The organism is Celerinatantimonas marina, from assembly GCF_046054165.1.
Classification (GTDB): domain Bacteria; phylum Pseudomonadota; class Gammaproteobacteria; order Enterobacterales; family Celerinatantimonadaceae; genus Celerinatantimonas.
The window spans coordinates 13,849-34,102 of the sequence record NZ_JBFNXK010000006.1; the positions used below are offsets into that span (position 1 = coordinate 13,849).

The 20,254-nt window shown below is 48.3% G+C and carries 19 protein-coding genes; 15 read left to right on the forward strand and 4 right to left on the reverse strand.

Going from position 1 to position 20,254, the window contains the following annotated elements:
• Position 1 precedes the first annotated feature (1 nt).
• The 3 genes from rsmB to ABUE20_RS07900 all read left to right on the forward strand — a co-directional run bounded on the left by rsmB (position 2) and on the right by ABUE20_RS07900 (position 4,203).
• Positions 2-1,294 carry a 16S rRNA (cytosine(967)-C(5))-methyltransferase RsmB gene (gene rsmB, locus ABUE20_RS07890; RefSeq protein WP_408619581.1) on the forward strand — a complete coding sequence of 431 codons (1,293 nt, stop codon included), beginning with the start codon at positions 2-4 and terminating at the stop codon, positions 1,292-1,294.
• Between the two features lie 81 nt (positions 1,295-1,375).
• Positions 1,376-2,752 carry a Trk system potassium transporter TrkA gene (trkA, locus tag ABUE20_RS07895; RefSeq protein ID WP_408619340.1) on the forward strand — a complete coding sequence of 459 codons (1,377 nt, stop codon included), beginning with the start codon at positions 1,376-1,378 and terminating at the stop codon, positions 2,750-2,752.
• Positions 2,753-2,754: 2 nt separating this feature from the next.
• On the forward strand, positions 2,755-4,203 hold the full coding sequence (locus ABUE20_RS07900; protein WP_408619582.1) for a TrkH family potassium uptake protein: 1,449 nt from the start codon (positions 2,755-2,757) through the stop codon (positions 4,201-4,203).
• On the opposite strand, the gene ABUE20_RS07905 is transcribed toward ABUE20_RS07900, so the two are convergent.
• Positions 4,200-4,577, reverse strand: a complete 378-nt coding sequence (locus ABUE20_RS07905; RefSeq protein ID WP_408619341.1) for a SirB2 family protein — start codon at positions 4,575-4,577, stop codon at positions 4,200-4,202. The two genes, ABUE20_RS07900 and ABUE20_RS07905, sit on opposite strands and share 4 nt — an antisense overlap.
• Positions 4,561-5,001 (reverse strand): Rrf2 family transcriptional regulator, encoded by a 441-nt coding sequence (locus ABUE20_RS07910; protein ID WP_408619342.1) that lies wholly within the window; start codon positions 4,999-5,001, stop codon positions 4,561-4,563. The genes ABUE20_RS07905 and ABUE20_RS07910 overlap by 17 nt, the downstream gene beginning before the upstream one ends.
• 626 nt (positions 5,002-5,627) lie before the next feature.
• Here ABUE20_RS07910 and ABUE20_RS07915 point away from each other — a divergent pair.
• The 7 genes from ABUE20_RS07915 (at position 5,628) to ABUE20_RS07945 (ending at position 10,496) form a co-directional block, all read left to right on the forward strand.
• The gene (locus ABUE20_RS07915) at positions 5,628-5,954 is read left to right on the forward strand and encodes a DUF1820 family protein (protein WP_408619583.1); all 327 of its coding nucleotides are present in this window, start codon (positions 5,628-5,630) and stop codon (positions 5,952-5,954) included.
• 4 nt (positions 5,955-5,958) lie between these two features.
• Entirely contained in the window at positions 5,959-6,291 is a 333-nt protein-coding gene (locus tag ABUE20_RS07920; protein WP_408619343.1) for a hypothetical protein, read from the forward strand.
• Between the two features lie 85 nt (positions 6,292-6,376).
• A complete protein-coding gene (locus tag ABUE20_RS07925; RefSeq protein ID WP_408619344.1) occupies positions 6,377-7,327 on the forward strand; it encodes an alpha/beta fold hydrolase in 951 nt (316 codons plus the stop codon).
• Positions 7,328-7,409: 82 nt separating this feature from the next.
• Positions 7,410-8,210 (forward strand): Cof-type HAD-IIB family hydrolase, encoded by an 801-nt coding sequence (locus tag ABUE20_RS07930; protein ID WP_408619345.1) that lies wholly within the window; start codon positions 7,410-7,412, stop codon positions 8,208-8,210.
• Between the two features lie 196 nt (positions 8,211-8,406).
• Positions 8,407-8,655 (forward strand): hypothetical protein, encoded by a 249-nt coding sequence (locus ABUE20_RS07935; protein WP_408619346.1) that lies wholly within the window; start codon positions 8,407-8,409, stop codon positions 8,653-8,655.
• Positions 8,656-8,920: 265 nt separating this feature from the next.
• On the forward strand, positions 8,921-9,751 hold the full coding sequence (gene thiM, locus ABUE20_RS07940; RefSeq protein ID WP_408619347.1) for a hydroxyethylthiazole kinase: 831 nt from the start codon (positions 8,921-8,923) through the stop codon (positions 9,749-9,751).
• 34 nt (positions 9,752-9,785) lie between these two features.
• Positions 9,786-10,496 carry a glycerophosphodiester phosphodiesterase family protein gene (locus tag ABUE20_RS07945; RefSeq protein WP_408619348.1) on the forward strand — a complete coding sequence of 237 codons (711 nt, stop codon included), beginning with the start codon at positions 9,786-9,788 and terminating at the stop codon, positions 10,494-10,496.
• A 68-nt stretch (positions 10,497-10,564) separates the two neighbouring features.
• Here ABUE20_RS07945 and ABUE20_RS07950 read toward each other — a convergent pair whose 3' ends face one another.
• Together ABUE20_RS07950 and ABUE20_RS07955 are read right to left on the reverse strand one after the other, a co-directional pair.
• Positions 10,565-11,716, reverse strand: coding sequence for an esterase-like activity of phytase family protein (locus ABUE20_RS07950; RefSeq protein ID WP_408619349.1), 1,152 nt, complete (start codon positions 11,714-11,716; stop codon positions 10,565-10,567).
• A 633-nt stretch (positions 11,717-12,349) separates the two neighbouring features.
• The gene (locus ABUE20_RS07955) at positions 12,350-12,835 is read right to left on the reverse strand and encodes a methylated-DNA--[protein]-cysteine S-methyltransferase (RefSeq protein WP_408619350.1); all 486 of its coding nucleotides are present in this window, start codon (positions 12,833-12,835) and stop codon (positions 12,350-12,352) included.
• Between the two features lie 421 nt (positions 12,836-13,256).
• Here ABUE20_RS07955 and ABUE20_RS07960 point away from each other — a divergent pair, with 421 nt between their 5' ends.
• The 5 genes from ABUE20_RS07960 (at position 13,257) to xdhC (ending at position 20,207) form a co-directional block, all read left to right on the forward strand.
• Positions 13,257-13,466, forward strand: coding sequence for a CCE_0567 family metalloprotein (locus ABUE20_RS07960; protein ID WP_408619351.1), 210 nt, complete (start codon positions 13,257-13,259; stop codon positions 13,464-13,466).
• A 393-nt stretch (positions 13,467-13,859) separates the two neighbouring features.
• Positions 13,860-15,098, forward strand: a complete 1,239-nt coding sequence (locus ABUE20_RS07965) for an L-lactate MFS transporter (protein WP_408619352.1) — start codon at positions 13,860-13,862, stop codon at positions 15,096-15,098.
• 487 nt (positions 15,099-15,585) lie between these two features.
• Positions 15,586-17,031, forward strand: a complete 1,446-nt coding sequence (xdhA, locus tag ABUE20_RS07970) for a xanthine dehydrogenase small subunit (protein ID WP_408619353.1) — start codon at positions 15,586-15,588, stop codon at positions 17,029-17,031.
• Positions 17,024-19,360 carry a xanthine dehydrogenase molybdopterin binding subunit gene (xdhB, locus tag ABUE20_RS07975; RefSeq protein WP_408619354.1) on the forward strand — a complete coding sequence of 779 codons (2,337 nt, stop codon included), beginning with the start codon at positions 17,024-17,026 and terminating at the stop codon, positions 19,358-19,360. Before xdhA ends, xdhB begins: the two co-directional genes overlap by 8 nt.
• Positions 19,347-20,207, forward strand: coding sequence for a xanthine dehydrogenase accessory protein XdhC (xdhC, locus tag ABUE20_RS07980; protein WP_408619355.1), 861 nt, complete (start codon positions 19,347-19,349; stop codon positions 20,205-20,207). Before xdhB ends, xdhC begins: the two co-directional genes overlap by 14 nt.
• Positions 20,208-20,254 lie beyond the last annotated feature (47 nt).

Sequence of the window (20,254 nt, forward strand, 5' to 3'; positions counted from 1 at the left end):
ATTGAGTGCCCGGGCTCTCAGTGCCCGATTAGCCTATTTGGTCGTAGAAAAATCCAATTCACTCAGCCAGCTTTTAGATCAAGAACTGGTGAATTGCCCAGCCAAAGATCGCGCCCTCGCCCAAGAGATCAGTTACGGTATTATCCGACTGCTCCCGCGTTTGGATTTTTGGGCTCGCCAATTAATGGACAAACCGCTCAAAGGCAAATACCGACAGGGACATTTTCTGATTTTAGCCGGACTATACCAACTGTTTTACATGCGTATTCCTGCGCATGCAGCAGTGGGTGAAACGGTTCAGGCCAGTCGGGAGCTCAAGCTCGGCAACTTTTCCAAACTCTTTAATGGAGTACTGCGTCAGGCGGACCGGCAACGGGAATCATTGCTGGAACAACTCGCACAACAACCAACCTTACAGGCTTGCCATCCCAACTGGTTGATTGAAAAAATACAAGCGCATTATCCGGTTGAAGCGACAACGATCCTTCAGGCCAATAATGAGCGGGCCCCGATGTGGCTTCGCGTCAATCAGCAGCACTACACCCGGGATGAATATCAACAACTCCTGGCAGAAAACGAGCTGGAAGCACAGGCCAGTGATCTGGCACCGCAGGCGCTGCGTCTGGAAAACCCGGTGAATGTACATCGCCTCCCCGGATTTGAAACCGGGAGTGTCTCCGTTCAGGATGCGGCCGCGCAAATGGCAGCCCAACTTTTAGACGCTCAGCCCGGCGAAGTCATTTTGGATGCCTGTGCCGCTCCCGGAGGCAAAACCTGCCATCTGTTGGAATGCCAACCGACACTGCAACTGACCGCGATTGACATTGATGAACACCGACTGCAGCGGGTTCGAGAAAATCTGGCCCGATTACAACTCAATGCCGATGTTCTTGCCGCTGATGCCAGCCAACCGGAACAATGGGCCCAACAGCCCTTTGATCGAATTTTACTGGATGCTCCTTGCTCTGCAACCGGCGTCATTCGTCGACATCCAGATATCAAATGGTTACGCCGCGCCGATGATATTACCTCACTGGCCCATTTGCAGTGGCAAATTTTAAACGCCTTATGGCAATGGCTAAAACCCGGTGGCACACTGCTGTATGCAACCTGTTCGATTCTAAAAGAAGAAAACAGTCAGCAAATTAGTCGATTTTTGACCGAAACGGCTGATGCACAGCTGCTTGCGATCCATGATGATGAAACAGTTCAGCAGCCGGGATGGCAAATCTTACCCGGCCAACAACAGATGGATGGTTTTTATTATGCGCGTTTATTCAAACGGCCTGCATAATATTCCCGCCTGCGCCGAAATGGTCCAGCGCAGGCATTCGATACACAAAGCCAATAGGCTGTTCAATATGTTGCAGAGAAGATGAAGATCATTATTCTGGGAGCCGGACAGGTCGGCGGAACACTTGCAGAAAATTTAGTCGGCGAAAAGTCGGATATCACGATTGTTGATACCAACAATGAACGTCTGCGCGAGTTACAAGATAAATTTGACCTTCGAGTCGTCAATGGCTACGGTGCTCATCCGGATGTGTTGCGTGAAGCTGGTGCTCAGGATGCCGATATGCTAGTTGCTGTCACCAACAGTGATGAAACCAACATGATCGCCTGCCAGATTGCTTATACTCTGTTCAACACGCCCAATAAAGTGGCTCGGATCCGCTCCGAAGCGATCTTGGCCGAACAGGATAAATTATTTCGCCCCGAAGCCATTCCGCTCGATCATCTGATTGCACCGGAACAACTGGTCACCGACTATATCAGCCGTTTGATTGACTATCCCGGCGCATTGCAGGTGATGAATTTTGCCTATGGTTTAGTGGGGCTAGTCGCCGTCAAGGCTTACTATGGTGGACCTTTGGTCGGCAATGCTCTTTCGGTACTCCGGGATCATATTCCCAATGCCGAGACCCGGGTAGCCGCCATTTTTCGCCGCGGCCATGCCATTCGCCCCCAAGGCACGACGGTCATCGAAGCCGATGATGAAGTCTTCTTTGTTGCCGCCAGTACCCATATTCGATCCGTCATGAGCGAACTGCAGCGTCTTGAAGAACCCTATCGCCGGATCATGATCGTCGGGGGAGGAAATATTGGTGCGGCACTGGCGAAACGGCTGGAAAGTCAGTACAGCGTGAAGTTAATTGAACGCAAGTTGGCCCGGGCTGAACATCTTTCTGAAGTGTTAAATAATACGATTGTATTCTGTGGTGATGCCTCGGATCAGGAACTGCTCAACGAAGAGCATATCGATCAGGTCGATGTTTTTATTGCCGTCACCAATGATGACGAAGCTAATATTATGTCCGCCTTGCTCGCCAAAAAAATGGGTGCGAAGAAGGCCATGGTTTTGATCCAGCGAACCGCTTATGTCGAGCTGGTGCAAGATGGCGTCATCGATGTGGCAATTTCTCCCCAGCAAGCGACGATTTCAGCCCTGCTGACCCATGTTCGTAAAGGGGATATCGTCAACGTTTACTCACTGCGCCGAGGTGCAGCCGAGGCGATTGAAGCAATCGCTCACGGTGATCAACATACCTCTAAAGTGGTCGGCCGGATGGTTGGGGAACTGAAACTCCCTCCGGGAACCACTATTGGTGCGGTAGTGCGTGAAGATGAAGTCATCATCGCTCACGATGACACCCGAATCGAACAAGATGATCACGTGGTGATGTTTCTGGTCGATAAGAAATATATCCCGGATGTCGAACGTCTTTTCCAACCGAGTCCATTTTTTCTCTGATGATCGTCAATCTGCGTCCTATTGCCTTTGTCACCGGTTTGGTCTTATCCAAACTGGCGCTATTTATGTATATTCCCGCATCGCTGGCTTTTTTTAGCGGCAGTGAGGGATTTATCCAATTTGGGCAATCCATTATCGTCACTCATTTATGTGCACTGTTGCTGTTACGGCTCGGCCACATGGAAAACTTCCAGCTACATGCCCGTGAGATGTTTCTGCTGACGACTTTTGTCTGGGTGGGATGCTGTGCCTTTGGCGCACTGCCGCTGATGCTCCTCGGACATATTAGTTTTACCGATGCCTATTTTGAGACGATGTCCGGTCTGACGACAACCGGCTCAACCGTGCTATCCGGGTTGGATAGTTTACCGCCGGCACTGCTACTGTGGCGCTCACTGCTACAATGGTTGGGGGGGATCGGGTTCATCGTGCTGGGCGTAGCCATCCTGCCCTTTTTGAATGTCGGCGGAATGCGATTATTCCAGACCGAATCCTCTGACTGGTCTGATAAAAGCGCGCCCCGCACCAAATATGTCGCCACCCATATTCTGGTGGTTTATACCATTCTCAGTATCCTCTGCGCGATTGGTTACAAGGCTTCCGGGATGAATTGGTTTGAAGCGATTAATCACTCGATGACTACCCTTTCAACCGGCGGCTATTCAACCTCAGATCAGTCGATGGCTCATTTCAGTAACAGCGCCCACTGGAATGGCATCCTGTTTATGTTCTTAGGCGGGCTGCCCTTCTTACTCTTTGTTCAGGCACTTCGGCACCGCAGTCTGAAAGATTTAACTCAAGATGCCCAAATCAGAGGTTTTTTGCTATTGATTATCGGTCTGGGAGCGGTGATGAGTTTGTGGCTGTGGCGGCATTCAGCCTATGATTATGTTGACGCACTACGGATCAGTTTATTTAACATTCTATCGATTGTCACGACCACCGGTTACGGCTTAACGGATTTCAGTCAGTGGGGACATTTTACGACCACATTGTTTATCTTTCTCATGCTGATCGGAGCCTGTTCCGGCTCCACCGCTGGGGGGATTAAAATCTTTCGCCTGCAAATTGCAGCCACACTCTTTCAAAAACAAATTAAACAGTTGCTCTATCCCCGGGGGATCTTCCCCCAACGTTATAATGGCCGCCCCGTCAACGATGAGATCATCCGCTCGATGGTTGCGTTTTCGGTCGGATATTTCCTGACCATTATCATCATCTCCAGTGCCTTAAGTTATATGGGGTTGGATCCCACGACCGCAATCAGTGCCTCCATTACCGCGGTGGCCAATGTCGGTCCGGGTATCGGTGATGTTGTCGGACCCAGCAGTAATTTTGCATCACTGCCGGATCAAGCCAAATGGCTCTTAAGTTTAGGGATGTTAATGGGACGACTGGAAATTCTAACAGTAGCCGTCTTATTTTTCCCCGCCTACTGGCGTAAAGGTTAGACTAGTTGATGATCCAACGCGACTAACGTAATCAAGGCAAAAATAACGATAGCAACGATGCCGTATACCGCTTGTTGTCGTTGGTTTTTAGCCCGCTTAATCGCCATCGTACCCACGCCGATATAAACGATAAGCAGGAGCAGTTTAGCCGTCAGCCAGTTATTCCAAAACGGATAAACACCCAGCAGAACGCATAACCAGATCCCCGATCCTAACAGCAGCGTATCGATAACATGTGGAGAAATTCGAAGGAATGGATGTTGTAATTGAGGGGATTGGCGCAGTGCCAATTGCCAGCGATAAACAAAACCACAAAAACTGATTATCGCGCTGGCAATATGTACATTAATTAACAGATTAAAATAACTCATCATGCAGATTCAATAATTCAAAGACGTGTTCAGGTTCTCTGATAATATCTGCTAATGTATAACGGTCAAGTTCGCCATAAAAAAGCCGGATGGCCCGATTCAGGATCGACTTCATTCGACAATCATGTGATAAACAACATCCCGGAGCACTACAGTCAATTAATGAATGCCGGGGTTCCACATCTCGAATTAACTCACCCATTTTGATATTTTCTGCATTTCTGGCCAGACGCACACCGCCATGTTTGCCTCGTTGCGTATGCAAATACCCTAATTGTCCTAGGCGATGGACCACTTTTACGACATGATTTCGTGACAGCTTGTAAGTTTCAGCAATTTCAGTAATCGTCGTCAGGTGCTCCGGAGGTCGCGTTGACACTAAAATAAGCGACCTAATACAGTAGTCGGTAAAACGTGTCAGTTGCATAACCTAATCCTCTATGGTTTCTCGTCGTTATTTCAGCGGGATCCCGAGGATCCCACCGGTCTCCCACATTAGCTTTACCAACCACTCAAAACCAATTGGGGTCTATTGTTTCGCTGATCCATGCGCCCGGTTTCACGATCCTTTGAGCCGGATATGACGATAAAAATACCGACACCCAACCGGCCCGTTGAACACCGGTGACAGACCCTATTCCCAGACATTGATTTATGCGGCATTACCGAATATTTGTAGAAAATAACCGCAAAAACAGGATCGGTCCTGTCAAAATCAAGCATAAATAGCTGCAAAAGGATCAACAAAGACTAATCTTTAGGCAAGATATCAGAAGCATTCTCGGGAAATTTGAATCTGGGTCAATTTAGTGCATTAAAATTCAAGAAAAGAGGTGATTCATTTATATCTTAAAAGCAAGAATTTGATCTCATTACATACATGAAACATTTTCACAACATTATTAGCTATTCTCCCTTATCCCATCACAGAACTTTGGGTTTTTAGCGGATTTTATCCGGTAATCTCCGCAATTGAAGCATCAGTGCTTTTCTTTTGAAAGATCACGCCTCACACTATAGAATAGCGCCGTTTGGAAAGAGGCTAATATTACGATCATGGCAACTAATTCACTCTATCGTATTCAGTTTATCAATAATGGGAAACAATATGACCTATATGCCAAACAGGTTAATTCAAGTCATATTTTTGGATTTATTGAAATCAGTGAATTCGTATTCAACACCAACTCAACCGTCGTGGTTGATCCTAGCGAAGAAAAACTCAAAAGTGAGTTTGCCGATGTTCAGAGTTCGTTGATCCCAATGCACAACGTGTTACGCATTGATCAGGTCAGTAAACCGGGGAATGTCAAATTAACCGATGCCGGCGAAAACGTCCGCGCTTTCCCCGGCCCGATTTACACCCGAAAACCCGAGTAATCCTATGCAGTTAATCGATTGGCAAAAGTTGCAATTTCAATTTGGCAATTCCCAAAAATTAACTTTCTGGATTGACCAGATCTGCGATCAGTCCGAACATGAACTCGCGTTATTACAACAGGCCCGACAAGATTATCAACTGAAGATCCAAGTAGTGGGTATTTTTACCGGGATTGCCAGTTTATTGATGTTTTCGCCATTGGAACACACATGCCAATGGCTGCAACACAGTGATGAACGCAATTATACTCAGGGGCTAGAACACCTGGAACAATGTTATTGCGAACTGTTAGAGCAGCTTCGCAATTACCGCCAAAGTAATTTGACCCACATTTGAACGGCAGATCAGCACTCACTATTCAAGCCAAAGAGATACTGTTAAGCTAATCAGTGATTAATAATCGTGTCCGGAATTCATGCTGATGTCTGCGATAAAACCCAGTGCACCGTTTACCGTAATTGACTTTTTTGAGGGGGAACTTCAGCAAAAAGTGAGTTATGCTCACACCCGGTTATCACCCTCTCAGCATGCACTAATTGTATTTGCGATAGGTCGCAGTGAAAGTGCCTTAAAATACCAAAAACTAACCACCCAACTACAACAAGCGGGCTTTGATGTTGTCCTTTGTGATCATCGAGGACAAGGTGCATCACAACGATTCAATGCCGATCCCCTGCTCGGTGATGTTGACAGTTTTGACTATTATGTCTCTGATTTAAAAACTCTGTTTAACCATTTACAGCTAGAACGCTACTCACAACGTTTTTTATTGGGCCACTCGATGGGGGGCGCGATTGCGACGCTCTATTTAAATCGCTACCCACAGGATTTTTCAGCCTGTACGCTCAGTGCCCCCATGTTCGGGATCCAACTGCCTGACTATCTGCCCCGTCATCTGGCATACATCATTGCGAAAACACTAGCGATCCGTGACCAATCCCGCCATCAACAATCCTATGCCCCAAGCCAGAAAAACCTGCAATGGCCTGATTTTTCCGTCAATCCGCTCACACATAGTCAAACTAACTATCTGGCCCTACAAGAGCTTTTCAAATGCCATCCCAATCTGCTCATCACAGGGGTCAGCAACCGCTGGCTTACGGAAAGTTTTCGGGCGATGGCCCAAATTGCCCGGCTCCCTGTGCTCACCACCCCCATTTTACTGCTCACCCCACTGGCGGACCCTATTGTTTCTATTGCCGCTCAGCAGCGCTTTATTCAAAAACAACCCAACAGCCAGCAGCAATGCTTTAAAAATGCTTTTCATGAATTATTCATTGAGTCCGATCCGGACCGTCAGCAAGCCATTCAAAAGATGATTACATTCTATAATGATCACCGTCGAGAATCGGTGCCATTTCCAGTACACTAGGTCAATATCGAATACCAACTGAAACATTGAAAATAGATAATCTAAATCATCATTCAATGGCTCCCTACAGGACATTTACCCCATGTATCAACTTATTGCCTCAGACTTAGATGGAACGCTCTTAAACCGCACTCATCAGGTCTCTCCAACGACCATTGCCTTACTCAATCAACTATCCCAACAACAAATCCATATTCTAATTGCTTCAGGACGACACTATCGGGATGTCAGCCGTATTGCTCAGGACTTCAGTTTCCCGATGTATTTAATTACCTCAAACGGAGCCCGTGTTCATACCAGTGATGGCCAACTTTTGTTTAAGAAAGATGTTCCGGCACTCGCTGTCGATGACATTTTAAAACTCACTCAGGGCTGTAATTTTTACCGTAATCTTTATCATGATGATCACTGGTTTGTCGAAGAGGATAATGATCGAATATTAAGCTATACCGATCATTCTGGTTTTACCTATACTCGAACCGATTTCAGCCAAGTCACCCGGGATGGGATCAGCAAAATGCTCTTCATTGGTGATCCGGACGGTCTCATCGATTTAGAACGGATCCTACTGGAACGCTATGGTGACCATTTAAATATTACTTTTTCACTTCCGACTTGCCTAGAAATCATGGCCGGAGATGCCAACAAGGGAACAGCTCTAAAAATGGTTCTGGATAAATTACAAATCAGTCCCGAACATGCCATTGCCTTTGGCGACGGACTCAACGACAAAGAGATGTTGGAGCTGGTTAAAGAAGGAATATTAATGGCTAATGCCGATCAGCGCTTACAACGACTGCTCCCAGACAACCCGCATACCTTGACCAATGATCAGGATGGCGTCGCTGTTTATTTGAAAAAAGTATTCGAAAATACCCTGTAGTCTCATTCAAAGGCTGTCTGATGCATTCGACCTCAATTCAAATTCGCAAGCTCAGCGGCCTCCATCAGTCACAGATTGCGCTATAATCAAGGATGTTAAGTCAACTGATCGTTAGGAGCAGAGAATGCCTAGCCGATGTTCATGTTGGTACCTTATTCCAAGCATCGTTTGTTTATGGGGTGGGAGCGGATTACTCATGGCCGAATCCGCCACCGATGCCGTAGTGAATAGGCACTTAGCAAAACCACTTATATCATTCCAAAATTCCAAAGCAGCCATCGATCCCCTCCAATGGCTAACATATCCGACGACCCTTTGGAGCTCTCAAAGCACTCTCCCCAGAGTTCGGCATTATTGCATGCAAAGTCAATCCCGAGCCTGTGCGCTAAAAACAGATCTAGAAAATTTAATGATCGCCAAACAGGATATTGCGAAATCGACCTAAAACAGGCAGGATAACGGCTGTCTAGCTCCGATTTGGAGCGGACCATTTGATTAGTCGGGGTGCCTTGAGTGTACCGGTAAGTCGAAATTCACACCGTGATCCAATTTCGAAGTACCTTCACTACTGGCTGAGATTGTCTATTGCAAAACCCGCTGAACCTGATGCAGCTGATACTGCCGTAGGAAACTAATTGTCATCGTTCATTTCGATTTTTCAGTTCCCCATTACGGAGTCTCAACTGTTATGAATCTAACAGGAGTCTCTTATGTTTCAAAATCCCCAACCATTGGCCAGCCAGCTGCCCCAACTGGCCAAACAGTCCCCATTGATCATTAATCTGACTAACGATGTGGTTAAAAATCTGTCTGCTAATATTTTATTAGCCGCCGGAGCCTCTCCGATTATGGCACATAGCCGTCGGGAACTGGCCGAGCTCATTACACTTTGTCAGGCCGTAGTCATTAACATCGGAACCCTTGATGAGCAACGCGTCGCTCGAATGCAATTTGCGATTGAACAGGCCAACCTTAACCACAAACTGATCATTCTGGATCCGGTGGGTTGCGGTGCCAGTCACTATCGAACCAATGTTTCTAAACAGTTTTGTAGGATGGCCCAACGGCTGGTCATCCGGGGCAACGCCTCCGAGATTATGGCTCTCGCAGGTCTTCCCAGCCAAGGGCAGGGGGTCGATAGTGGTGATGACAGCTTGCAGGCATTAGAAGCAGCACAAGCGCTATTCCATCAGTACTCGGATAAAGCACTGCTGGAAATCAGCATCTCCGGAGCCACCGACTATATTCTCCGAGGATCGCAGGTCGATGCCTTTTTCAATGGACATCCGCTCATGAGCAGAGTTACTGGAATGGGATGCAGCTTAACGGCATTAACTGCGGCCTTTCGTTCCATCGATGAATCTGGCACGCTCGTCGCTACGGCTCTTTTTGGTGTAGCAGGCGAACTGGCAGGCCATCAAGCCTCCGGACCCGCTAGTTTTCAGCAACATTTCATTGATACACTGTATCAGCTCTGTAGCGATAATGACCGCCGCTTTGAGGAAACACTGCGCTGGCGCTCACAAGCCTTTACAGAATAGTACTGCAACCTTCCCATTGTTATAGGAGATGAAGATGATATTGGCAGGACACCGAGCTTTAGCAGGCGTTGCTCCGGAAAATACACTGTCTGGCCTACAACTAGCGGCCGCGCATCATCTGCCTTGGATCGAATCCGATGTGCAACTCACCCGGGATCACATCCCGGTCATGATCCATGATGCAACGATTGATCGCTGTAGTAATGGACACGGCTATATCCGAGACCTTGACTATCAACAACTGCAACAATGGGATTTCGGCAGTTGGTTTTCAGCCGATTATTGTGGAGAACAACTGCCGACTCTTGAGCAATGGTTAACTTGTTGCCAGAAATTCCGGCTCTCATTCAATTTAGAGCTCAAATTGGAACCCGAGGATGATCCCGAACGGCTGGTCTTGGAAGTTGCTCGCGTACTCAAGCAATGCCGTTTTCCGGAACAGCAATTAATTATTTCCAGTTTTAGTCTCCAAGCCCTACAGCATGCACAGCAACAACTCCCATCGATCCGCCGAGGACAGCTCTGGGATGACCTACCAAGGGACTGGGAATCCCAGCTCTCCTCCATAAATGCCTTTAGCGTTCATCCCAACTATGAATATCTAAACCAAACCATGGTTCACACCATTCAGGCCGCGGGTTATAAAGTTTGCACCTATACCCCCAATCAACCGCAGGTCATTCAACAGTTACGCCACTGGGGGGTCGACATGGCGATCAGTGATCAGGCCCATCAATTTTTATGATCCACGACGTCAGGCGAACATGGAGCCGGTTCCGATCACGATGACACCGGATGACCGTCTAAAATACCTTACTCATCCATGGCAAAGCCGACCAGATAGGTATGCTGCTGTGGGTTAAAATTATCGTCGGAAATGAGCACTAAGGTCCGCCGACCATCGGCCAGTCGCGGACCGAAACTCATGCCTTCATAATTATCCAGCGGGAAATTTCCAGCCTGATTCATATCCCACAGCAATTTTTTATGCAGGGGTTGATAATGAACATCACGCAAGGAGCCCACATTCTTCACATTACTCGCGCCATCCAACTCCACCTGATAGATGCGAATATAATTATGATATGTTCCATGGCTATCTTGAATCCCGGCTCGCTCTAAGACCAGCAAATGCCGAGCATCGAGAGCCAAAATCTCAGAAACCCCATTCTCGCCCTGATAACCGTCGGCCGGTGCTTTCGCCAGCGGTTCAACCGGATAGACATATTGAGCAATGATATGGTCCTTATGATCATATTGAATGATTCGAGCCGGTGCTCCCTGAGTCGCCGTTGAAGGCTTTCCATCTTGTTGCAATGCCGTTTCCATCGCCACGAAATAATATTTTCCATCACCGGTAAAACTACTGCCTTCGAATGCCAGATTATTGTAAACCCCATGATGTCCTTGGATCCTATCCATTTTCACGGCATCCGGGATCGGTAGCGATGACAAATAACGTCCATTCGGCTTGGCTTCCCGAATAAATGGATCCAATCCCAATATCCGAACGCCTTCGCTGGTGTAACGAATCGCATGAGTGACCGGATTAAAACGAACGGATTCAAAATCAGGAACATCGCCACGCTGATTGAGAGTGAAATGCACCCAGTTCGGATAAGGTGTGCCATTCGGTTGCGAGAATTCGATCATCTTTTTCAGTGATAATGGACCGACTTGTTGGGCTGATATCGGCAATCTGGCCAAATAAGCCCGAGCGGGTCCCTTGCTCGCCTTATCATCACTAATCAAAATCCACTGCTGACTATCCGGATCGTAATCCAACCCAGAAAGACCCCCAACGGAGCTCCCGGCAAAACGAGTATGCGAAGGTAACTGACTAAAACCAATAGGTTCTAATTTGAGATTGGCATATGCGCGTATGGATACTGCAGAGCAAAAAATCCCAACCGTAGATAAAAAAACGCCATACCCCATCCATGACCACAAGCGACACCCGCGCATAACGACTCCAAAGAGAAAAACTTATCAATAATATTTAAAAATCATACCCATAGCATTTGGAAATACCAAGGGGGTCAAGAGGCTCAAACATCCCCAAACTCACGACCGGGACTAAATTCATCTTGAACAACACTACAATCCATATCGAATACAGCTTTCTAAAGTATTCTCAAAATAATAATACCTATATGGCGTCATTGCGTATGGTTATGGCTGGGTTCGCCCCATAAAGGAAAAGATCTCATTTCGAGAGAATCGTCAATTATGACGGGAACTCCGCTAGGAATATGAGCGTCGATGGTTTTAAATCAGCGAATCCGTCCGAAACCCCAACCAAAGTGACTGAAAAAACTGCGCCTGCATATCTTCAAGTATCAAGTTATTATCGTCACACCAATAGGCCCCATCGACTCGTTCAGTACGCCGATCAAAATCGGGCTCACTGGGTATTTATTAATGGCTTTGACGCTAAAAATATCATCTACTTTTTCAAATGCGTAAAAATTCCGGATTATGGGTTGGGATATCGCTCATCAAGCGGAAAGGATCGCAAAGCCAGTGATTGATCCCGGAAATCTGAATGAGCACTCCCCCATTCGACAAAGAAAATAAAAGATGATGAATGAGGGACTATCAAAACGCCCCTTCTAGCGCGAGTAATTTTTGTTTGGCTATCACGCCGCCCCGATATCCGACCAATTTGCCATCTGAACCGATCACTCGATGGCAGGGGATGATAATTGGAATCGGGTTCCGATTGTTCGCCATTCCAACGGCCCGGGAGGCATTGGGTCGATCAATCCAATGAGCCAGCTGTTTATAGCTTACTTTTTTCCCCCAAGGGATCTGCTGTAATGCTTGCCAAACCTCAAGTTGAAAAGGAGTACCATGTAATTCGAGAGGGACTTCAAACCGATGTCGGGTTCCCGCAAAATATTCATTCAACTCATGCCGAACCTGCCGGATCACCTGATTTTCCGAGCATTCGGCGACAATGGCCGGACGATCAGCCAGTGCAATCTGCGTCATAAAACAAAGCTGCAACAGAGCATGGTCGTTCGCGACTAATAGCAGGGGACCTACCGGGGTTTCATCCAGTACTTGTCGGCTTATATCCATATGAAGTTCCTCACCAAAATAGTTGGGGAATAGGGCTGCACTCTATCTGTCATTAACGCTACCGTAACACAGACAGGATATTATTTATCCCACTAAACGCTGTTTCGATCAACGCCCTCAATATCCAACAAATGCGTGTAAATATGTAATAACGAGACTGCGGAGCTGATTCATTGCGCCTCCAATCCAAGCTATAAATCAAATTCATAAACTATCGCACTCATGAAGTCGATACGTGCTCCCATCAGAAATCGCTGAGGCCATCATTCAAACAATACCTTGTCATTATCGATACAAATAATGACAAAGACCTCACAACATTGGCTTTTATGTTTCACATCTATTTGATTTATAAGGCTCTAAAAATATGCATACATTTTGCACGCTTGAACATTCCGCCCCAAAACAATAAGGATCCAGAATGGATAATGACGCCATCCAACAGCTGCGCAAAGAAGTCCGTCGTGCCAAACGAATCGCTTCGGAACGAGCGAGTGAATTGCATGACTTAGTCGAAGATCGACTGCCTACCGCTTACCAAGAAATTCCACAGATAGCCGAAGCCTGTTATCAAGCCTGTCAAAATTGGGAACAACTCAACCAACAGTTGGAGGATCTAGAAACGGACTAAACCATCGAAAGTCCATAGACTCATCCGCCCCCATGCGATTCAGAGCATCGGTTTTCTACCGATGCTCAATATGGGCCTATGGGCGGGTTCACGAGCCGCGTTTTTAGCGTTCAGACCATCACTGATATACAGAGCCATCCTGCAAAGCCCCTTTGATCCCTGATCATTGCGCTTTCCAGCAAGAGAAAAGGGCATCATTAAAAGCACAACGATTCATATCTCAATAAGCCCATCCATTAGCGTATTCCCAGCGCCTCAACAACGAACATGACTTAAAACAACATACGACTGATTCAAACTATGTAAATATTGACATGTTACTCTTTAAATATATTCATACTATTTAAAACTAAACCCACTCTTGTTTCGCTTCAACAAACAGGGAGAATCTATATGGATTATTCAAAAAAAAGATGGCTGATCTTACTGGCCAGCTGCTTCATCAACCTTTGCATCGGATCCATGTATGCCTGGAGTGTCTTTTCAACACCGATGGCGGCCTACCTTCAGCAACTGACGGGACAACCTATTACAGCGGCTGATTTAGCCATCGTCTTTGTGGTGTGTAATTCTATCGGCCCGATTACCATGATCACGGGCGGTAAAATCAATGATACCTTCGGGCCAAAACTGGTCATTTTTGTCGGTGGTGTGATGTTTGGTGGCGGAATGCTACTCTGTGGCTACGCTTCCCATATCTCTCAGCTTATTTTGTTTTATGGGATCATTACCGGATTGGGGCTGGGGATGGTCTATGGCTCCACCATCAGTACTTCCATTAAATTTTTTCCGGATAAACGCGGTTTGGTCGGAGGACTTACAACCGCCTTATTCGGCATCAGTTCCGTGATTATCCCCCCTATTGCAGCGGCGATTACCCAGCATATGGGCGTCATCGCCTCGTTTAAAATCATTGGGCTCGCATTTTTACTCATCGTCTGTATCTGTTCGCTGTTCATGCAAAAATGTCCGGACCATTTTAAGCCAGCCGGCTGGCAACCTAAAATATCAACTATCGCCAGCACGCATCCCGACAAAAACTGGCGGCAGATGCTGCAAACACCGGTGTTTTACCTGTTAATGGTGTTATTAATGTGCGGCGCCGTCGCGGGCTTAATGTGTATTGCGATGGCATCCCCTCTTGCCCAGAATCTGATCGGCATGGATACCATTCAGGCCACGGCTGCCGTTTCGACACTGGCCCTATTCAATGTGTGTGGGCGTATCGTCGCCGGATTTCTCTCCGATAAGTTTGGTCGAATCAACACCTTAGCGTTAGCTTGCTTGCTCTCGATTATTGGTCTTTATTTAATCTATAGCGCCGGTCGCGGTGATACCACTCTCTTTTATATCAGTATTTCATTGATCGGTATCTGCTTCGGTGCTTTTATGGGCGTGTTCCCGGGACTAACCGCCGATCAGTTTGGCGTCAAAAACAATAGTGTGAACTTCGGGATCATGTTTTGTGGATTTGCCATCGCCGGTTACGTCGGTCCCACCATTATGAATTCCGTATTCGGAGCCACCCATAGTTATAAAGATGCTTTTTTAATCGGAATTGCATTTTGTGTCGTTGGATTGATATCCACATTTATCTTTAAACAAGTCAATCGCCACGTTGTTTCTTATTAGCCCCGACCACGCAGTTTCCCATCACACACTCTATCAAAGCGCTTTGGATACTCTCTGATAGAGTGTTAAACGGCCTGCCTTTTCAATAACCCTCTAAACCTAATTCGTCCCTATGGCTTATCATCCATTCAAAAGCATTCTCCATCTTTGCACTATCGATACTCGAATTTCTCTAAAAATCACATTGGGCCTCTAAGCAAGTTGCACAAAAGTTACACATTCATCATTGGACTGTTTGTTTTGTATTAATAAACTGAAAAATAGGCAGGAATTATGCTTAACATAACTCAGATGTGTTGATCGTTATTGCAGCCATTTTGTGAAGATGGGCCTGTTTTAAAGGGCATACGGCTGAGATCAGCCCCACATTTACACTCGATCAACACGTCAGAATAAACCGAATATCGGGAAACGACCGAGAAGGCCCGTCCACGCGAGATCCCCCCCACCGGTTGCCTTGAGATCGATTGATTTGACGAGGTAGTCTATGATCCGCTTTTTATTAAACGAACAGGCCTATGAGCTTGAACACATCGCTCCGGAACTCACGGTTCTGGAGTGGCTGCGCACCAATATGACGCAGCGAGGAACGAAAGAGGGCTGTGCCAGTGGCGACTGTGGTGCATGCACGGTTGTTATTGCCGAGCCGAATCCGGATAGATCCGGACAACTCAGCTATCGAGCCATCAATAGCTGTATTACATTTGTAGCCAGCCTACATGGCAAGCAACTGATCACCGTTGAGCATCTGGCCGTCAATGGCCAGCTCCACCCGGTACAACAGGCCATGGTCGAGCATCATGGCTCGCAATGCGGGTTTTGCACTCCGGGATTTGTGATGTCGCTGTTTGCTCTGTTTCACCAACGTGCAACGCCTGATCGAGAACAGATCCTGCGGGCACTAGGAGGAAATCTGTGCCGTTGTACCGGCTATCGCCCGATTGTCGATGCGGCTCTGGCGCTCGCGAATCATTCTTGGCGCGATGCTTTTAGCCTGCGGGAACGCGAAACTTATGCACAGCTCATCCAAATTAGCAGTGAGTCCATTCCCTCACTACAACAGGATAATCGTTACTTTTTTCTTCCCCGGAATGTTGCAGAACTCACCACGCTACAACGCCAATATCCCGAGGCACAACTCGTTGCCGGTAGCAGTGATTTAGCCCTAGCCGTCACCCAACAGTTACAGCAGCCGGAGATACTCATTTCAACCACGCAGGTTAAAGAACTACACCGATTAATCGTAAACGAGCAAGGCCTTGAAATTGGAGCGGCGGTGACGTTAACGGAACTCATCCCCATCTTTACTGAGCATCTGCCAGAATGCGCGCAGCTGCTCGAACGTTTTGCGGCCACTCAAGTCCGCAACCAAGCCACATTGGCTGGCAATATCGCCAATGCCTCTCCCATCGGCGATATGCCACCCGTCTTGTTAGCTCTTGGGGCCCACTTGACGATCCGCAACCAAAACCAACGCCAGAGTATGCCTTTAGATGACTTTTTCTTAGGCTATAAACAGACGTCACTGCCACAAGGCGCATTGATTGAGTCGATTCAGATCCCATTGCCAAGGGATGATATTCGCCGCGTGTATAAAGTCAGTAAACGTTTTGACGATGATATCTCCGCGGTCTGTGGTGCCTTTTGCCTGACCCTCGATAAGGGATGCGTGCAATCGCTGCGGATCGCTTTTGGCGGGATGGCTGCAATTCCGGCGCGTGCGCATCACTGTGAGCAAATCTTGCGAGGGAACAAGCTTGATGAGGCCCTGATCGAGCAAGCCGCTCGAGCACTCTCGCAGGATTACACACCGATGGATGACCTGCGAGCCAGCGCTCAATATCGTTTGAGTGTTGCTCAAAATCTACTGCGCAAGGCGCTCTATTATGCGCTGGAGCCCACACGGCCGCTGGAGATCCAAGATTATGCGTAATTTACCCCCACAAAAAGATGCCACACCATCTCGCCAGAGCGGTGCGCGTCCCCATGAGAGCGCGGCACTGCATGTCAGTGGTCAAGCCCGTTATGTCGATGACTTACGTGAGCCCAGCGATCTCCTCCACGCAGCTGTCGGTTTTAGTGAGATTGCCGCTGGTGACATTATGTCGATGGACTTTTCCCCACTCCAACAGCATCCCGATGTCATTGCGGTGTTGCGACTAGCCGATGTCCCTGGCGATAGCGACATTGGTGCGATTATTCCCGGCGATCCGCTGTTGACTGAAACTCAGGTTCGATACTATGGGCAACCGATGTTTGCGATTGCGGCCAAATCCGAAAAAGCGGCGCGCCGAGCGGTGCGTGCCGTCAAAATCGACTATCGTCAAACGGCTCCGATTCTGGATGAACAGCAGGCGCAACAAGCCCAACAATTTGTCCTGCCGACCCACTGCATCGAACGTGGTGAACCAGAACAAGCGCTATCTCAGGCTCCTTTGAAATTAAGCGGTGAACTCCGTTTGGGCGGACAGGAGCATTTTTATCTAGAAACCCAAGTAGCTCTGGCGATCCCCGATGAAGATGAGGGCATGTTTGTTTACAGCTCCACCCAGCACCCGGCGGAGATTCAAAAACTGGTCGCAAAAGTGCTGAACTGGCCGCTGCATCGAGTCACGGTCGATATGCGCCGTATGGGAGGCGGTTTTGGTGGTAAAGAGAGCCAGGCCGCCCCCTGGGCATGTATGGCCGCTTTACTGGCCCAGCAAACCGGACGTCCGGTCAAACTGCGCTTGCCCCGCCATGAAGACATGATCATGACCGGGAAGCGCCATCCGTTTCACCATCACTATCAGGTGGGATTTGATGCAGAAGGCCGATTGCTGGGCGCTGATTTGAGTCTCATCGGAAACTGCGGACATTCACCCGATCTCTCCGAAGGGATCGTGGATCGAGCCATGTTCCACGTAGACAACAGTTATTATCTGGATGCGGTTCGCATCACCGGTTATCGCGCCATGACCAATCGCGTTTCGAACACCGCGTTTCGGGGATTTGGTGGGCCCCAGGGAATGATGCTGATTGAAAAGATCATGGATGAAATCGCCCGTAAAACCGGTCAGGATCCGCTCGATGTCCGCAAAATAAACCTCTATGGCTCCGAAGGTCGTCACACCACGCCTTACGGGCAACAGGTTGAAGAAGACTGGCTGTTGCCCCTGATTGAGCAGCTTGAACATAGCGCCAATTATCGCCAGCGCCGGGAACAAATCACTCAATTTAATCAGTGCAATCCGCTGTTTAAAAAAGGTCTGGCGCTGACTCCCGTTAAATTTGGGATCTCTTTTACCGCACAGCACCTGAATCAGGCCGGAGCCTTGTTACAGATCTACACCGATGGCAGTATTTTGGTGAATCACGGAGGCACCGAGATGGGGCAAGGGCTGCATACCAAGATCATCGAGATCGTGGCGCGGGTCTTTGCCATCGATATCAGTCAAATCCGGATCAGTTCCACTCGCACCGACAAGGTACCGAATACCTCGCCAACCGCCGCCTCCAGCGGTACCGATCTCAATGGCATGGCTACCTATCATGCCGCGATGACCTTAAAAGATCGCCTGATCGCGTGTCTGGCCAATCACTATCAGCAGGAAAAACATCAGATCCACTTTAGTCAGGGACAAATCCAGATCGGCGCCTTGCAAATCAGTTTTGCCGAAGCGGTCCAACTCGCCTACCTGAATCGCGTCTCACTCTCTGCCACCGGTTTTTATAAAACGCCGAAGATCTTCTACGATCCCGAAACCGGCCGAGGTCGACCGTTTCTCTATTACGCCTTCGGAGCCGCTGTCTCAGAGGTGTTAGTGGATACTCTGACCGGCGAATACAAAGTGCTGCAAGTCGATATATTGCACGATGTCGGTCAGAGCCTAAACCGCGATATCGATATCGGTCAGATTGAAGGCGGCTTCATTCAGGGGATGGGCTGGGTCACCACCGAAGAGCTCAGCTGGGATGCGCAAGGCCGATTGCAAACCAGCAGCCCGGCAACTTATAAAATTCCGGCGATTAGCGATCTTCCCGAGCGGTTTCATGTCGAATTCTTTGATCGACCCAATGACGAAGCCACTATCTATCGCTCTAAAGCCGTCGGAGAACCCCCTTTCATGTTAGCCATCTCAGTCTGGTCTGCACTCAATGACGCGATTGCCAGCCTCAGTCACTACCAACGCCAGCCTCAACTGGATAGTCCGGCGACGCCTGAGCGAGTACTCAAGGCCATTATCAGCATGCAACAGGAGGTTCAAAATGCAGTGGAGTGATGCGCTAGCCAATTTACAACGACAGGGGCGTGCTCATGTTCTGATCACGATTGTCGCAACCCGGGGTTCCGTGCCCCGGGCCATCGGCAGCAAAATGGTCGTCACGGAAACCGAATGCTACGATAGCATTGGCGGTGGAAATCTCGAGTATCAGGCCATTGCCCAAGCTAAAGAGATGCTCAATGACGGCCGACAAAACCGGGCTAACAGTCAAGCCTTGCACGAGTATCCATTGGCGGCAAGTTTAGGTCAGTGCTGCGGTGGACATGTCACGTTATGGTTTGAACAATTTGCGTCCAGCGGCACGACCTTACTGGTGTTCGGAGCCGGTCACGTCGGTCAGGCTTTGGTTCCAATCACGGCGCAACTGCCCCTGCAGGTTCGCTGGATAGATAACCGCGCTGAATTTATCCGGGATCAACACATCCCGGGAGTCGAGTCGATTTATAGTGATGAACCCGGAGAGTGGATTGAACAGGCCCCCGTTGGCAGTTACGTGGTGATCTTAACTCATAACCATCAACTGGATTTTGAACTCTGTGAAGCGGCGCTTCACCATCCTTCGCTGGGTTATATTGGCGTCATTGGCTCACAAACCAAAGCCCGCCGATTTCAGTATCGCCTTAAAGAACGTGGGTTTAGTGACGCACAAATCAGCCAGATCCATAGCCCGATGGGGCTGTCTCAGATCGGTGGCAAACGGCCGATGGAGGTTGCCGTTTCCATTGCCGGAGAGCTGATTGCCCACTATCAGCAAGCCGCCTTAATCGCGTACAGTAGTGCGCCTCTGGCTCGCAGCGAGCTGCAAAGCCTGGCCCCAAAAGAAGATCCCGCCGATATTGGTTAAACTAAAAAAGCGCCCATCATGCTGGGCGCTTTAAAGCTTTAAATCCA

Coding starts and splice junctions, on each gene's coding strand:
- trkA (WP_408619340.1), top strand. CDS start 1,376: ATGAAGATCATTATTCTGGGAGCCGGACAGGTCGGCGGAACACTTGCA.
- ABUE20_RS07905 (WP_408619341.1), bottom strand. CDS start 4,577: ATGATGAGTTATTTTAATCTGTTAATTAATGTACATATTGCCAGCGCG.
- ABUE20_RS07910 (WP_408619342.1), bottom strand. CDS start 5,001: ATGCAACTGACACGTTTTACCGACTACTGTATTAGGTCGCTTATTTTA.
- ABUE20_RS07920 (WP_408619343.1), top strand. CDS start 5,959: ATGCAGTTAATCGATTGGCAAAAGTTGCAATTTCAATTTGGCAATTCC.
- ABUE20_RS07925 (WP_408619344.1), top strand. CDS start 6,377: ATGTCTGCGATAAAACCCAGTGCACCGTTTACCGTAATTGACTTTTTT.
- ABUE20_RS07930 (WP_408619345.1), top strand. CDS start 7,410: ATGTATCAACTTATTGCCTCAGACTTAGATGGAACGCTCTTAAACCGC.
- ABUE20_RS07935 (WP_408619346.1), top strand. CDS start 8,407: ATGGCCGAATCCGCCACCGATGCCGTAGTGAATAGGCACTTAGCAAAA.
- thiM (WP_408619347.1), top strand. CDS start 8,921: ATGTTTCAAAATCCCCAACCATTGGCCAGCCAGCTGCCCCAACTGGCC.
- ABUE20_RS07945 (WP_408619348.1), top strand. CDS start 9,786: ATGATATTGGCAGGACACCGAGCTTTAGCAGGCGTTGCTCCGGAAAAT.
- ABUE20_RS07950 (WP_408619349.1), bottom strand. CDS start 11,716: ATGCGCGGGTGTCGCTTGTGGTCATGGATGGGGTATGGCGTTTTTTTA.
- ABUE20_RS07955 (WP_408619350.1), bottom strand. CDS start 12,835: ATGGATATAAGCCGACAAGTACTGGATGAAACCCCGGTAGGTCCCCTG.
- ABUE20_RS07960 (WP_408619351.1), top strand. CDS start 13,257: ATGGATAATGACGCCATCCAACAGCTGCGCAAAGAAGTCCGTCGTGCC.
- ABUE20_RS07965 (WP_408619352.1), top strand. CDS start 13,860: ATGGATTATTCAAAAAAAAGATGGCTGATCTTACTGGCCAGCTGCTTC.
- xdhA (WP_408619353.1), top strand. CDS start 15,586: ATGATCCGCTTTTTATTAAACGAACAGGCCTATGAGCTTGAACACATC.
- xdhB (WP_408619354.1), top strand. CDS start 17,024: ATGCGTAATTTACCCCCACAAAAAGATGCCACACCATCTCGCCAGAGC.
- xdhC (WP_408619355.1), top strand. CDS start 19,347: ATGCAGTGGAGTGATGCGCTAGCCAATTTACAACGACAGGGGCGTGCT.